17 protein-coding genes and 1 riboswitch are annotated in these 14,353 nt (G+C 44.3%); of the genes, 5 read left to right on the top strand and 12 right to left on the bottom strand.

Features of this window, described 5'->3' with window-relative positions:
- Nucleotides 1–215: 215 nt before the first annotated feature.
- The 7 genes from DVG78_RS26885 to DVG78_RS26850 all read right to left on the bottom strand — a co-directional run bounded on the left by DVG78_RS26885 (nucleotide 216) and on the right by DVG78_RS26850 (nucleotide 6,168).
- Nucleotides 216–551 (bottom strand): type II toxin-antitoxin system RelE/ParE family toxin, encoded by a 336-nt coding sequence (locus tag DVG78_RS26885; RefSeq protein WP_114464085.1) that lies wholly within the window; start codon nucleotides 549–551, stop codon nucleotides 216–218.
- Nucleotides 548–766: a hypothetical protein gene (locus tag DVG78_RS26880; protein WP_114464084.1), complete on the bottom strand. Its 219-nt coding sequence runs from the start codon at nucleotides 764–766 to the stop codon at nucleotides 548–550. The genes DVG78_RS26885 and DVG78_RS26880 overlap by 4 nt, the downstream gene beginning before the upstream one ends.
- Before the next feature lie 72 nt (nucleotides 767–838).
- Nucleotides 839–3,307: a TonB-dependent receptor gene (locus DVG78_RS26875; protein WP_114464092.1), complete on the bottom strand. Its 2,469-nt coding sequence runs from the start codon at nucleotides 3,305–3,307 to the stop codon at nucleotides 839–841.
- A riboswitch (TPP riboswitch) is annotated at nucleotides 3,298–3,394 on the bottom strand. Its footprint overlaps the gene before it by 10 nt.
- 64 nt (nucleotides 3,395–3,458) lie before the next feature.
- Nucleotides 3,459–4,067, bottom strand: a complete 609-nt coding sequence (locus DVG78_RS26870; RefSeq protein ID WP_158550114.1) for a phosphatase PAP2 family protein — start codon at nucleotides 4,065–4,067, stop codon at nucleotides 3,459–3,461.
- A gap of 25 nt (nucleotides 4,068–4,092) precedes the next feature.
- Nucleotides 4,093–4,821 (bottom strand): sulfite exporter TauE/SafE family protein, encoded by a 729-nt coding sequence (locus DVG78_RS26865; protein WP_310589138.1) that lies wholly within the window; start codon nucleotides 4,819–4,821, stop codon nucleotides 4,093–4,095.
- A gap of 65 nt (nucleotides 4,822–4,886) precedes the next feature.
- Nucleotides 4,887–5,219, bottom strand: a complete 333-nt coding sequence (locus DVG78_RS30265) for a hypothetical protein (protein ID WP_199563303.1) — start codon at nucleotides 5,217–5,219, stop codon at nucleotides 4,887–4,889.
- A gap of 79 nt (nucleotides 5,220–5,298) precedes the next feature.
- Nucleotides 5,299–6,168 (bottom strand): DUF58 domain-containing protein, encoded by an 870-nt coding sequence (locus DVG78_RS26850; protein WP_199563302.1) that lies wholly within the window; start codon nucleotides 6,166–6,168, stop codon nucleotides 5,299–5,301.
- Nucleotides 6,169–6,212: 44 nt separating this feature from the next.
- On the opposite strand from DVG78_RS26850, the gene DVG78_RS26845 reads away from it, so the two are divergent.
- On the top strand, nucleotides 6,213–6,572 hold the full coding sequence (locus tag DVG78_RS26845; RefSeq protein ID WP_114464081.1) for a DUF4296 domain-containing protein: 360 nt from the start codon (nucleotides 6,213–6,215) through the stop codon (nucleotides 6,570–6,572).
- Between the two features lies 1 nt (nucleotide 6,573).
- A complete protein-coding gene (locus tag DVG78_RS26840) occupies nucleotides 6,574–7,122 on the top strand; it encodes a hypothetical protein (protein ID WP_114464080.1) in 549 nt (182 codons plus the stop codon).
- A gap of 81 nt (nucleotides 7,123–7,203) precedes the next feature.
- Here the strand turns inward: DVG78_RS26840 and DVG78_RS26835 are convergent, their stop codons facing one another.
- Both DVG78_RS26835 and DVG78_RS26830 read right to left on the bottom strand, forming a co-directional pair.
- On the bottom strand, nucleotides 7,204–7,596 hold the full coding sequence (locus DVG78_RS26835) for an ExbD/TolR family protein (RefSeq protein ID WP_114067930.1): 393 nt from the start codon (nucleotides 7,594–7,596) through the stop codon (nucleotides 7,204–7,206).
- A 30-nt stretch (nucleotides 7,597–7,626) separates the two neighbouring features.
- Nucleotides 7,627–8,316, bottom strand: a complete 690-nt coding sequence (locus DVG78_RS26830; protein WP_114067931.1) for a MotA/TolQ/ExbB proton channel family protein — start codon at nucleotides 8,314–8,316, stop codon at nucleotides 7,627–7,629.
- A gap of 216 nt (nucleotides 8,317–8,532) precedes the next feature.
- On the opposite strand from DVG78_RS26830, the gene DVG78_RS26825 reads away from it, so the two are divergent.
- On the top strand, nucleotides 8,533–9,291 hold the full coding sequence (locus DVG78_RS26825) for an NUDIX hydrolase (RefSeq protein WP_158550112.1): 759 nt from the start codon (nucleotides 8,533–8,535) through the stop codon (nucleotides 9,289–9,291).
- Nucleotides 9,292–9,294: 3 nt separating this feature from the next.
- Here the strand turns inward: DVG78_RS26825 and DVG78_RS26820 are convergent, their stop codons facing one another.
- Nucleotides 9,295–9,786, bottom strand: coding sequence for a hypothetical protein (locus DVG78_RS26820; protein WP_114464089.1), 492 nt, complete (start codon nucleotides 9,784–9,786; stop codon nucleotides 9,295–9,297).
- Between the two features lie 104 nt (nucleotides 9,787–9,890).
- On the opposite strand from DVG78_RS26820, the gene ggt reads away from it, so the two are divergent.
- Together ggt and DVG78_RS26810 are read left to right on the top strand one after the other, a co-directional pair.
- Entirely contained in the window at nucleotides 9,891–11,648 is a 1,758-nt protein-coding gene (ggt, locus tag DVG78_RS26815) for a gamma-glutamyltransferase (protein ID WP_114464079.1), read from the top strand.
- 9 nt (nucleotides 11,649–11,657) lie between these two features.
- Entirely contained in the window at nucleotides 11,658–12,449 is a 792-nt protein-coding gene (locus DVG78_RS26810; protein WP_114464078.1) for an alpha/beta fold hydrolase, read from the top strand.
- An 11-nt stretch (nucleotides 12,450–12,460) separates the two neighbouring features.
- Here DVG78_RS26810 and DVG78_RS26805 read toward each other — a convergent pair whose 3' ends face one another.
- Nucleotides 12,461–13,123 (bottom strand): TVP38/TMEM64 family protein, encoded by a 663-nt coding sequence (locus DVG78_RS26805; protein ID WP_114464077.1) that lies wholly within the window; start codon nucleotides 13,121–13,123, stop codon nucleotides 12,461–12,463.
- Nucleotides 13,124–13,198: 75 nt separating this feature from the next.
- Nucleotides 13,199–14,326 carry a DNA polymerase III subunit beta gene (gene dnaN, locus DVG78_RS26800; protein WP_114464076.1) on the bottom strand — a complete coding sequence of 376 codons (1,128 nt, stop codon included), beginning with the start codon at nucleotides 14,324–14,326 and terminating at the stop codon, nucleotides 13,199–13,201.
- Nucleotides 14,327–14,353 lie beyond the last annotated feature (27 nt).

The following is a 14,353-nucleotide window of genomic DNA, read 5'->3' as shown; positions in this document are numbered from 1 at the left end:
AGATGAAAAATTTGTAAATGTTGTATTATTCTGTGGTAAGTTAATCAAAAGTTAAAAACCCCAGCAATAGTTAGCTGGGGTTTTTAAAGAAAAACAAAGTCCAAAGTAATTTCCAAGGGAAGCCTATTTCTTTCTATTAAAACTTTAAACCAACACTCACCAAGAAATTGCGCCCGGCCTGCGGGTAGTAGAAATTTTCGGTGGTTTACCTCAAATTATTCAGTATCAGAAATCTCGGTAAAAAGCCTTTTTAGTTCGCTCTCAGCAATATCCGATTGTTCAGATTTATCATAAATTGAAACCAAATACACTTTTTCTGCTACAACTTTAACGCAGGTAATGACGCGAGCACCGGCACGCTTACCTTTCCCTTTTGATTTAATACCAAGACGAATCTTATAAAAGCCGTCGTACATAGATATTCCATAAAAAGCATTCTCTTCCAAAATATCAATCAAGTCATTGATTTCTTGCTTCAATGAAGGGAATTTCTTCTTTAGCCTTTTCGCTTCTCGTTCAAAGTTTTCAATCGTCTCTACCCGATAGCTCATAAGTCTTGTAGAAATTCACGCGCAGAACGACTTTTCATTTTACCCTGCTCCACTAACCGCATTTCTTTTACGCCTTGGCGAATATTGGAGATGACTTGCTCATCTGTATCTTCGTCAGGGAGAATTTCACGCATCTTAACGAAGGATAAATTTTGAAGAAGTTCCTTAAAAAACTTGAGCTTTTTGTCTTCGATTTCAATAAGGAGAGTCGCCATGTCTGTTTTTTTAAGTAAAGGTAATAAGAAATCTCCCTTCCCAAAAATTTCGAACTTTCGAGAAGGTAATACCTAAAACTTCAAACCAACACTCACCAAGAAATTGCGCCCAGCCTGCGGGTAGTAGAAATTTTCGGTGGTAGTCTGACCACCGAAAATGTAGCTATAGGTGTATCCATTGGATTCGTACAACTCGTTGAAAACGTTGTTGGCCAAGGCACTCACCGTGATTTCATTCATCCATTTAGGCTTAATGCGGTAAATCAGCCGAAGGTCATTGGTAAAATACGCATCCAATTTACGGCCTTCGTTGGAAGTATTGTCCAAATATTGCTTCCCTACGTACTTGGTCAACAACGCCACCTCTAGGTTCTTCATGGGTGTGTAAATAAGTTGGCTCCCTACAATCACATTTGGCGAAAGCACAATGTTTGAATTTCCGTGGTTTGTGGTCTGATAACCACCATTTTCGTCGTCGTAATTGACAATGTATTCCGTAAAATTCTTGATTTTATTTTGGCTGAACGTCGCGTTGGCATTCCATTTCCATTGTTTGCTCAACTGCGCCCCAAACTCCAATTCAATTCCCGAACGATAGCTTTCTGGCACGTTGATTTTAATGGAATTTCCCACGTCGTTCAACTGTCCCGATACCACCAATTGGTTCTTGTAATTCATATAGTATCCGCCAACAGACGCCGCTACGCGGCCTTTTTGGAAACGATAGCCAAACTCTAAGTCACGCAATACCTCTGGTTGGGGTTGAATCTGACGCGTAGATTCCGTAAAATCATCGCGGTTTGGTTCGCGGTGCGCCAAGCTGAAAGAGGCAAAAGCAGCGCTACTTTCTGACACCTGATAGGTCAACCCTGCTTTAGGATTGAAAAAAGTATAGTTTACATCATGCGATTGCTGCCGTTGCTGGTTGTCGTCGCCTTTCACAAAATAACCAATTTTTCTGACTTGAGCATCGGCAAACACATTCAGTTTGTCGGTAAGTTGATAATATACTTTACCGTATACATTGAAATCCGTTTTCATTCCAACGTTTTCATAATACCGCTGACGAATGCTGCTATTGCTCGCAAAGCGCGCCCAAATCACCTCCCCAAAGTGGTTACCATCATATTGATTCCACCCTCCGCCGATGTTGGCGGTGAGCTTTTGAAAGCTGTTATAATCCAACGAAAACGTAGTTCCGTAGAAAGAATTATCCAACCACCGACGACGAATCAAATCGCTGCGCGTAATGGTGTCTCCACCCGCAATCACCGCTGGAAGTTTATAGTTACTCAACCTATCGTTGTCGCGGTATTGCTCATAATACCCACGGCCTTTCACCAAAAATCCATTAAGGTTAAACGTCCAGTTTTTGCTGAGTGTATGCGACGAAACCAACTGATAATGGTCTTGCTGATAGTTATCTACTTGGTTATCATACAAATACAGATTATAGGTACGACTATCGGAATTTAAGAGGTTCTGGGCATCACGCTCATTCAGGCCGTTGCGGTCGATGTAAGCCAAAATTCCTTCTCGGTCACCTTTAATTCGCGCCTCGGGAGTTCCTTCCCATGCTTGATACGTTATTTCTTTACCCGAAAACACGTTTAAACGCACCGAGCTTTTCTTCCCAAAATAAGCCCCAGAGACATAAAACGACCCCAAATCCGACTTAGCACGGTCAATGAAGCCATCGGAGGTGATTTTTGATAAACGAGCGTCCAACGTAAATTTATTGTTCAACAAACCCGTACCCGCCATAACGGTATGCTTACGGGTTTTGAAAGAACCCACCGAATTGTTGATTTCGGCGTAGGCTTCTTTTCTAAATTCGTTGGTGTTGATGTTGACCGTAGCCCCAAATGCGGCCGCTCCGTTGGTAGAAGTCCCCACCCCACGCTGAATCTGCACACTGCTAACCGACGAGCTAAAATCGGGCATATTTACCCAAAACGTTCCCTGACTTTCGGCGTCGTTGTACGGAATTCCGTTGATGGTCACGTTGATACGCGTGGCATCCGTACCTCTAATACGCAATCCAGTATACCCAACCCCCGCTCCGGCATCAGAGGTAGTGACAAGTGAGGGCGTAAAATTGAGCAACACGGGCAGGTCTTGCCCTAAATTCTGCTTACTCAATTCAAGTTTTCCGACATTGGTAAACGCCACCCCCGAATTTTGATTAGCCCGGGTAGCGTTGATGACCACTTCGTCGGCCGAGAAAGAACTGCGGACTAATTTAATTTCTACGTTTGAATTCGAACTTTGAAGGGATGCCAGTACTATTTTCTGGCTCTCATAGCCCACGTACGAAAACGCCAGTAAATCAGTGTCTTTAGGAAGATTTTTTAGCGAGAATTCGCCTTTTTCGTTTGTCACTGCTCCCCGAAAACTTCCTGCTCGGATGGTTGCCCCCGGCAGTGGTTTGCCGTCTTCGGCGTCAACGATTTTGCCCGACACAGATAGTTGGGCAAGTGCAGGCACGTACAGCAACACTCCCGTTGCCACGGCCAAAAACCAAGATGTAAACTTTAGCATTTTTAATTCCCTCCGCCGGCATTACCCGGTTCAGGTGGTAAGGGTATAATCTCAGCCCGTCATGTTAGGGCACCCCGTTTTGTAAAAAATTCTGCGCGTCAGAACTGACCGCAAAGGTAAGAGGATAACTTAGAAAAATGCAAATATGTTTTTAGTTCGATGATTTTCGCGTCTTTCTGTTCAACCATTTTTGCTGAATTTTGTACGAAAGCCACGCGCTTGCCGCCCCCGCGACGGCGCCCGCCAAAATATCACTCGGATAATGCACGCCCAAACGCATTCGCGAATACCCAACCGCTCCTGCCCACGCATACGCAGGTACAATGACGTACCATTTACGATAATTGATGGCCAAGGTCGTAGCCGTTGAAAACGCCACCGTGGTATGCCCCGACGGAAATGAATAGTGCGGCTCTTCACCTTCTACCCGCGCCGCAAAAAGCGTAGGATGCTCAATAAAAGGCCTGTCTCTCAAAACAATCCGTTTGGTCACTTGCGTAATACCCGTCCCAATCACAAACCCGCCCAACGCCTGCCAACCCTGCTGTTGCAAGGTCTTATTTTGGGTTGAAAAACCCGCAATCAACAAGCCCGCTGGAAGCGCCAAACTCAACGGCTTGGCCGTGGATGAAATGAACTTTGCCGTACTTACATTGGTCGGTTGGATGGGACCATACACGTCTTGCAGCAGGCGGGTATCTAAATTTTGGGCGCTTATTTTCCACGAAAACAAACACAAAAAGAGAAGGTATTTTTTCACTGACAAAACGATTGTAGGCAAGAAGTTAGGTCAAATATAGTTTTGCTACCGCAATCAACAATACCGAAGCCAAAATATAACGCAATGTTTGCAGATTAAACTTAAAACTTCCCTGATAGGCCCCGATAAACCCACCTACCAAAGCCGCTACTAGCCAAGAAGTTAGCTGCCCATTGGGTTCAAATCCTTTTTGAAACAACCCATACAGCCCCGACATGGAATTAACAAAGATAAACAAAGCCGAGACTGCGGCCGTCTCTTTCACCCGTCCCCAGCCCAGCAACAAAATGACTGGACTCAAAATAATACCCCCGCCAATGCCCAGCATCCCCGACAATAACCCAATGACCGCCCCAATTGCCAAAGCACCCGTCAAAGGAACGGGTTTGTTTTCGGCTTTTTCCACGGGTTGAAAGAGCATCCGCGCAATGGCAATGGCCAAAGCTACAGCCAATAATTTTTTATAAAGTGAATCTGTAATCGGTAGCGTAGCACCAATGTAAGAAAGAGGAATACTTGCAAGGGCAAAAGGCCAGAATAAATTCCACCGAAAATGCCCCGCTCGGTAATATTGAATGAACGCAACAAGGGAAACAAATACGTTGAGAATCAAAGCCGAAGATTTCATCAAAGCCGGCGAAGTACCAAAAATAGCCATCAGCGCCAAATACCCGCTCGCCCCGCCATGCCCAACGGAAGCGTACAAAAAAGCCATGATACCAATCAACAGCGGTTGCCAATACTCTTGCATCATTCAGAAATTCGTTATTCCCTCAAATATATAACGCTTTCTGATTCTTAGCAACCTATGACTCAATCCTACTTTTTGCGGCGTATACGAAAGAGCTTAACCAATGGCTCAACGTAGTCCTGTTGGGAATCAATGGCTACATAATTAATATCGTTTTGACGGGCAAATTGTTCGATTTTTTTTCCCACCTGCGCAAAATCCTCCCGTACCCGTTTGCGAAACCACGGAGATATTGAATGAACGCAACAAGGGAAACAAATACGTTGAGAATCAAAGCCGAAGATTTCATCAAAGCCGGCGAAGTACCAAAAATAGCCATCAGCGCCAAATACCCGCTCGCCCCGCCATGCCCAACGGAAGCGTACAAAAAAGCCATGATACCAATCAACAGCGGTTGCCAATACTCTTGCATCATTCAGAAATTCGTTATTCCCTCAAATATATAACGCTTTCTGATTCTTAGCAACCTATGACTCAATCCTACTTTTTGCGGCGTATACGAAAGAGCTTAACCAATGGCTCAACGTAGTCCTGTTGGGAATCAATGGCTACATAATTAATATCGTTTTGACGGGCAAATTGTTCGATTTTTTTTCCCACCTGCGCAAAATCCTCCCGTACCCGTTTGCGAAACCACGGAGATGAGGCGTTAACCCAAACGGTACGGTTAGATTCAGGATCTACCATCGGAATAATGCCCAAACGCGGCAAATCTGTTTCGCGCTTGTCGAGCAAGTGCACCATGACCAAATCGTGCTTACGCGCCAAGGCCCGCAGATTATGCTCGTAGTTTTTATCAATGAAGTCCGAAATAAAAATCACTACACTGCGGCGTTTGAGTACGTTGAGGGTAAAAAGTATGCCTTCTGCTAAGTTGGTTTTGGAGGAGATAGGTTTGAGTTTGTACAATTCAGTAATTACTTCATAACCGTGTTTCATGCCGTTGGAGGGGCGAATGTATTTTTCTTTTTGGTCCGAAAAACACAGTAAACCCACATGGCTTGCTTCCTGAATCGCCGATAACGCCAACACACCACAGATTTCTTTGGCGGTATCCAATTTTGAATGATTGGCGTGCCCCACTTGCTGAGAGCCGCTCACGTCTAAAATAAAAAAAACCGTTTGCTCCTTCTCTTCCCTGAAAATCTTCACGAACGTTCCGTGGCCTTTGGCCGATACGTTCCAGTCGATGGTACGCACGTCGTCGCCGTATTGGTATTCGCGCAAATCTGCAAACTCTACCCCCGAGCCTTTAAAAACCGACCGAAAGCTCCCGCGCATGTCGGCATTGACGGCTTTTCGAATCCGAATCTCGTACTGACGAATCTTTGTAATAAATTGCTCAATCATGCGTATTTTTGTAGCTCAGTACCTCAAAAATACAAAATTCAGTCATGATACGCCGTACCCTCCTTTATTTTTCCGTCTTTACTTTGTTGCTCTGTGGCTGTCAGGATGAACCAGAAATTCCCGCGGGCACCGTACCCGAAGCCAAAATGGCGCAAATTTTAACCGATATTCATATTATCGAAGCAAGAGTAAGTAGGCTAGGAATGACATCGCTCGATTCTTCTACGATTGTTACTGAGTACATGAAGGCTAAGGTGTTTAAAAAATACGGTGTCGATTCGGCAACTTACAATCGTAGCTATCAATTTTATTCCACCAACCCTGTTTTTATGGAGCGTATTTATAACACTGTGGTGAAAGATTTGGAAATCCGCCAAAAGAAAAAAAATTACAAAGGTTTGTAAGATGACTATTCCAGAAGAACTAAAAAAGGCCATTGTCCAAATGCCGCAAAAAGAAAAAGACAAACTTCTTCTTCGATTGATTGGGAAAGACGACAACCTTGTGCAACGACTTGAATTTGAACTAATTGAAATGGGCGACACTGTTCAGAGCCGTCGCGACGACATCAAACGACGAATTCTGAAAAGCGCCCAAATGACCCACAATACACCTGGCTGGATGATGATGGACATGCGAAATCTGTCGGGGGATATCAGTCAACACCTAAAAATCACCAAGGATAAATACGGTGAAATTGAATTAACCATTTACCTGCTTTTAACCTTTTTTGAACAGCAGTCTTCGCTCCTCCTGATTCATAACAGCAAAAGCGATTCTTGCGCCGAATACATTGCCAAGCGAACCGACAGCGTGCTGAAAAAGCTGGCAAAATTCAACCCAGATTACTACGTAGATTTTGAAAGAGACATGCAGCAACTGCTGAATTATGTGCACAGCCATTGTCCAAAAAACTACGCCCGGCAATTAGATATTCCCAAAAATTGGCCATAAAAAAAGGAGCTTGTGAGATTCACAAGCTCCTTTTTTTATAATTTAACTAAAAGATAATCAAGTCTTTATTAGTCTTCAAGACTATTTCTTCACCGCCATCACCATCTTAATATCAAGCTTGGCTCCTACTGCCAGCACATCTATTAAGTCTTGTACGGAAATACTTTGGTCTACCTGAAGAATGATTGTTTTTTCCTCAACTCCCGCAAAAGTAGATGCTAAAACACTTTCCAGCTGCTCTTTGGGCAATGGCTCACGGTCAAGAAAATAATTTTTTTCTGCATCTACCGAGAGGGTAGTCTGTTTTTTCTGCATTTGTTGGGTAGCCGATGCCTTTGGGAGCATCAACTTAATCACATTGGGGTTCACCATCGTCGAAATAATCAGAAAGAACAACATCAAGAAGAACATGATGTCGTTCAGCGATTGGGTGAACACTTCGGGGGCGAATCTGGCTTTACGGCGGATTTTCATAGTTCAGTCATTTCGGTCATGCATTATCTATCATGAACGACTCGTAATGGGTTTCTGTAAAACGTCAATAAAATCAAACGCTCCTGCCTGAAGTTTTAGCGCAATACGGTCAATCTTCATGTTCAACAAGTGATAGCCCATATACGCAACCAAACCCACAATCAGACCTGCGCCAGAAGTCACCATTTTCTCGTACATCCCGCTCGCAATGGTGCTGATGTCAAAATCATTGGACAACGAAATACTATAGAAGATGTTAATAATCCCTGAGATTGTTCCTACGAAACCCAACATTGGCGCAATACCCGCAATCACCCCAAGGTAGGCAAGGTTGCTTTCCATGCGTGAAATTTCGATATGACTGGCGTTTTCGATGGTACTTTCAATGTCTTTGATGGAATAGCCAATACGCCCAACGGCTTTTTCAAAAATTCGTCCTGCGGCAGAGCGTTGATTACGACACAATGATTCGGCAGACTTGATATTTCCTTGCTGCACAAAATCTTTCATGTTATCAATAAAGCTCTCTTCGAGTTTTCCGTTGGAATTAATGGCCAACCAACGTTCAAAAATCAAAAAAAGCGTCAGGAAGAACATAATCAGGAGGGGAATCATCACCCAGCCTCCTTTTAATAATAAATCGAATAACGAGATTCCTTGGGCAGAAGTAGCAGAGGTAGCTACGGAGTCAACGGCAGTTTGCGCTTGGAGTAAAATCATTACTGGTTTGGTTTTTGCTGTGTCAAAAACGGAATGGATTAAAGGAATATTGTTTATAAGGGCCAAATATACGAATTTCTAACCGTTACGGTCAAAAATACCTATTGAGATACACGACAAGTAGAAACTACATTATAAACGAAAAATGTGCCAACACATTGGTATTTTTCATCGTCTATTGCCTTTTTTATTCAGTACAAAAAAAACACATTAAGGATGAGCGAACCGTCGACCATCAATCAAAAAAACAGGCCGTTTGTTCGTTTTACCGGACATCCTACCCCACACTATCACAAAGAAGAAACTGGTCTACTTAACTCTGTCGACTGCGTTATTTTTGGATTTTACGGCACCGAACTTCATCTTTTATTGCACCGTTTTCCCTACGAGCCCTTGGTTGGGCACTGGGCGCTTTTGGGCGGTTTTGTGCATCCCGAAGAAAGCATCGACGACGCAGCACGCAAAACCGTGGTAAAACTTACGGGCCTTCAGGATGTGTATATGGAGCAGGTATATACGTTTGGAGATGTGTATCGGGTTCCTACCGACCGGGTCATCACTACGTGCTACTACGCCCTCATTGAAGTAGAACCCACCCTCGATCAACTCTCCCACGAATACGGCGCTACTTGGCAACCGATTTCGAAGGTGCTGCAATTAGAATTGGTGTATGACCACTTTATGATGTTTGAGAAAGCACTGGAACAGCTCCGCCGAAAAGTGCGCTATCAACCCATCGGCTTTGAACTTTTGCCCGAAAAATTCACCATGTTGGAGTTGCGAAATCTGTACGAATCCATTTTAGGACGTCCGCTCGATAAGCGTAATTTTAGCAAAAAAATCCTGAACATGAATTTGTTAGTCAAACTTAAAGAAAAGCAAAAAGGCACTTCGCGACGGGGAGCGTACTTTTTTCAGTTTGACGAAAAACGCTACCAAGAGCTGGTTTCCAAAGGATTTTTGTTTGAAATATAAACGCTACCGAAACAGGTTACCCCAATTATCAGACATATCGTTTGTTTTGTCAAAACCCTCAACCCACTCAAGAAAAAGCAGTCGAAACTCCTCGATGGCATCGCGAAGCACTTGCAGATAACGCACGTCTTTAAAACCAAGCATTTTCAAGCCTGAAGTCTGAGCCAGCAGATTGCGCGCATGGATTTTGATTAATACCGCATTTTCCATGCGCAAGCTGTACAAATCTCCCCCTTCTGCCCCCGCAATTTTGGCACAAATGATACTTGCATCTTCAAACAACATACTGCGATAATGAGCGATAAACGCGTCATCGTCGTCAATTAATTCGACGAGCGAATCCACAATATCGAAAATCTCCCGCGCTTTTTTCATAATCGGCAGATTGTCTACCCGCTCATTTTCCCGCTGAAATTCTCGCCTCGATTCTTCCGAATTGAAATCCTCTTCGTTAAATCCAAAATCCTCGTCATCATCATCGTCAAAATTATCCATGTTGGTCATGATTTTATGGGCTGCAATTTCTAAAACTTTTGTTATGGAAGCAAAATGAAAGACTTTTTGTAAATTGAAAGCGTAAACTTTCCAATGCCCACTTTATGAACAAATTTTTCATCAACGTACTGGCCGTATGTATCGGCTTTTCTGCTTTTGGTCAAGAAGTAAAAGAAAACAAAGGTTTTTACCAGTTTCTCACCGACGACCCCAACCAAAAACCATTTTATTCAGACCGTCAGGGAGTTATTGCTTCCAATGGCATGGTCGCTACGGCTCATCCAGAAGCCTCACGAGTGGGAACCGAAATTTTAAAAAAGGGAGGCTCAGCCGCCGATGCGGCCGTGGCCGTTCAGTTTGCACTGGCGGTAGTACACCCTTCAGCGGGCAACATCGGCGGAGGCGGCTTTTTTGTGTATCGTTCCAAAAAAGGCAAAAACTACACCCTTGATTTTCGCGAAAAAGCGCCCATCCAAGGCCACAAAGACATGTATTTGGATGCCCAAGGCAACGTAATTCAAGGATTAAGCATGACGGGCCACCTAGCAAGCGGGGTTCCGGGCTCGGTAGACGGCATGGTACAAATCCACGAAAAATTCTCAAAACTTTCTTGGGCTACCCTACTGCAACCTGCCATTGATTTGGCGGAGAAGGGCGTCATTCTTACCACCAAAGAAGCAACTGGACTCAACCGCATCAAAGGTGATTTGGTAAAAATCAATGCCGATACCACGTATTTTCGGCGCAAGGATGGCCGCGATTGGCAAGCAGGTGATACACTTATTCAGACTGATTTAGGAAAAACACTGCGTCGGATTCAGGAACACGGCCGGGCAGGTTTTTATGAAGGTGAAACGGCGGATTTGCTCGTGGCCGAAATGCAGCGCGGCAAAGGGTTTATTTCGGCCGAAGACTTAAAACAATACCAAGCGGTTTGGCGTAAGCCACTCGTTGGTAAGTACAAAGACTACAAACTCATTACGATGCCGCCCGTTTCGAGTGGTGGCGTGGCTTTATTACAATTGATGAAACTGGTTGAACCTTATCCTCTCAAACGTTGGGGATGGCACTCAGACTCTACCGTTCAAGTTATGATTGAGGCCGAGCGTCGCGTTTATGCCGACCGTGCCAAGTTTTTGGGCGACCCTGATTTTGTGAAAGTACCCATCAAACAACTCATCGCTTCCAACTACCTAAAAAATCGGTGGAAAGATTTTGACTTTGCCAAAGCAAGCGATAGCAAGGCCATCAAAGGCGGCGATATTTCGGGCTATGAAAGCATGGAAACGACGCATTTTTCGATTGTAGACCGCGAAGGCAATGCCGTTTCGGTGACGACAACCCTCAACGGAGGCTACGGCAGCCGCGTGATTGTCAAAGGAGCGGGCTTCTTTATGAACAATGAAATGGACGATTTCAGCATCAAACCGGGCGTTCCCAACATGTTTGGGTTGATTGGCAACAAAGCCAACGCCATTGCTCCCAGCAAACGAATGTTATCCTCCATGACCCCCACGATTCTCGAAAAAGACAAAAAATTATACATGGTTGTCGGAACGCCCGGCGGGTCAACGATCATCACGTCTGTCTTTCAAACCATCCTGAACGTGGTAGAGCACGGCATGACCATGCAACAGGCCGTAAACGCGTATAAGTTTCACCATCAGTGGCTTCCCGATAAAACCACTTTTGAAAACGGTGCTTTTACGGAAGGCGTTCTGCAACGATTGCTCTCAAAATCATACATTCTTGAAATGCAACGCAACACCATCGGACGCATGGACTGCATTTTGGTACTGCCCGACGGTCGTCTCGAAGGTGGCTCTGACCCCCGAGGTGACGATACGAGTGTTGGCTACTAAATCCTTCAAATGCGCCTCCATTATCAAACCTACGGCGATGGCCCACTGCCTCTTTTGGCATTTCACGGCATTGGACAAGACCATCGCTGTTTTTTGCCCTTGGTCAATGTCTTGAAGAAACAGTACACATTTTACCTTTTTGATTTACCATTTCACGGAAAAAGCCCCGCCATGGATACCGAAAAACTGTCTATGGCGGAGTGGCAAGACACCCTAGAGGTCTTTTTGGCCGAAAATCACCTGCAAACTTTTTCGGTTGTCGGGTTCAGCATGGGAGGTAAATTTGCCTTGGCTACACTACAACTATTCCCAAACCAGATTATCTCCTGCTGGCTGTTGGCTCCCGATGGAATTACCGAAAGCCCGTGGTATCGGTTGGCAACGCGATTTTGGCTAACAAAAAAACTCTTTAAATTCGTTGTTGGGAATGTCGAACACTTTAAAAAGTTGGCTTACCCATTTCAGAAATTAGGATTGGTGGAGAAGAGCGCGGTAAAATTTGCCCAGTCTACCCTTGCTACCGCCGCCCAGCGCGAGCGCATTTACCGCTCATGGGTAGGTTTTAGCACTATCCAGCCTGATATTCCCGCATTAGCGAGTATCATTCTCAAATATAAAATTGATTTAAAGCTATTTTTAGGACGGTTTGATGGGGTATTGCCCGCTTCTTATGTGCAGCCTTTAATGAAACGCCTGCCAAATTCAGCGCCAATTATTCTTAAAACGGGGCATCACCGTTTGATTGAAAAAGTAGCGGAGTGGTTTGAACAAAACCCGCCTTTTACGACCGAAAACCCATAATCAATCCAAACTTATCGTTTAACAAATACTCGGGTAAGGCCAATCACAGAGACAATCACTAGAATAATCACTACTACCCGGCTGGTTATATTTTCGTTGGGATTTTCAATCAATTGACGTAATCCTTTTGCTTCAAGTCCGACCCAAACTGCCAACGCCGTACGGGGAATCATGCCTAAAAAACCACCTAAAATGACGTTGGAAAAGCGTATTTTCAATAGCGAGAATACAAGATTGGTCAACGCAAATGGAACAACGGGGGAGAGTTTGGTAAAAAAAACGAATTGTAATTCATCTTTCTGAATACGATTCAGCATCGAAACTACCCGCGGAAAATGTGAAAGATAACGCAGTAGCACCTCACCATTCAAACGTTTGGTAATCTCGTACACGAGGGCAATGGCCGCGAGATTGAGCAAAATCAAGGGAACCAATGCCCACCATCCCAGAAAATACCCAAAAGCAAAAGCCAGCAAAGTAGGCGGAATTAATGCCAATGCACACGCCAAAGCACATACAACGCACACAATTGCCCAATCTTGTAGATTAAAACGCTCAATGAGGGTTTCATTCCTGATAATCCAAGCCCCTAATATCGAACTCGTGATGAAGGGTAATACCGTTAAAAAAAAAGCCGAGAGACTCGGCAGTAAGGGTGTTTTTTGCGTCGACATGGCCCGTAAGCTACTAAAAAATTAAAGGTTAGAAAACACCGGGGCTTCCTAACCTTCAACTTTTATCCTTATTGATTAAGCATAGGTATTCAACATCACTGGCATAACCAGCATCAGAATATCCTCATCATCTTCTTTTTCCAACGGTACGACAAGCCCTGCACGGTTAGGCGCCGACAATTCAAATGACAAAGTACTCGTATCTAAGTTATTCAGCATTTCAATCAAAAACTTGGCGTTGAACCCAATCTCCATTTCATCGCCGTTGTATTCACACAACAAGCGCTCATTGGCTTCATTAGAATAATCTAAATCTTCGGCCGAAATAACAAGTTGGTTTGGTGGCGTGAGTTTTAACCTAATTTGGTGCGTAGTCCGGTTTGAGTAAATCGAAATACGACGCAATGAATTCAGTACCTCACCCCGACTGATGGTCAACACGTTTGGATTATTGGTTGGAATCGCGTTTTCGTAATCAGGAAAGCGCTCGTCAATCAACCGGCAAATCATACGAATATTGGCAAAACTAAAAAAGGCGTTGGCTTGGCTGAATTCGGCTTTGACGGGTACACTCTCAGAGGGGAGCGAAGTTTTCAACAGGTTCAACGCTTTCCGTGGAATAATCATCGTAGTATCGACCAACGACTTAACATCATACCGACGATAGCGGATGAGCCGGTGGCCATCTGTGGCCACAAACGTGGCGTAATCAGCACCGAGCTGCAAAAATACCCCTGTCATCGCAGGACGCAACTCGTCGGTACTGGTCGCAAAGAGCGTATTGGCAATGGCATTTGAAAGGGCATGAGACGATAACTCAACCGAGAATGCCCGATTGACCGAAGGTATCTTTGGAAAGTCTATGGGGTTCTCTCCCGAAAGTTTATAGCGACCATTGTCAGAGATAATTTCAATGCCAAAGGTATCACTGTCTATGTTGAGCGTAATCGGCTGCTCTGGCAAGCCGCGCAGGGTATCTAAAAGCAGTTTGGCGGGAATCGCAATCGCTCCTTTATCAGATGATTCCACTGGCAATTCTGTTACCATCACCGTCTGTAAATCAGATGCTGTAACAGTAAGCAGGTTGTTATCTAGCTGAAACAGAAAATTTTCAAGAATAGGAACAATCGGATTAGTGGAAACGACGCCGTTAATCGCTGCGAGTTGTTTAAGCAAAACCGACGACGATACAGTAAATTTCATAGCTAGGAAAATATTTATTTATTAACA

This window comes from Runella aurantiaca, assembly GCF_003339505.1.
Taxonomy (GTDB): Bacteria; Bacteroidota; Bacteroidia; order Cytophagales; family Spirosomataceae; genus Runella; species Runella aurantiaca.
Note: the sequence above shows the minus strand (reverse complement) of the source record. Positions and strands in the feature narration are given on the sequence as shown.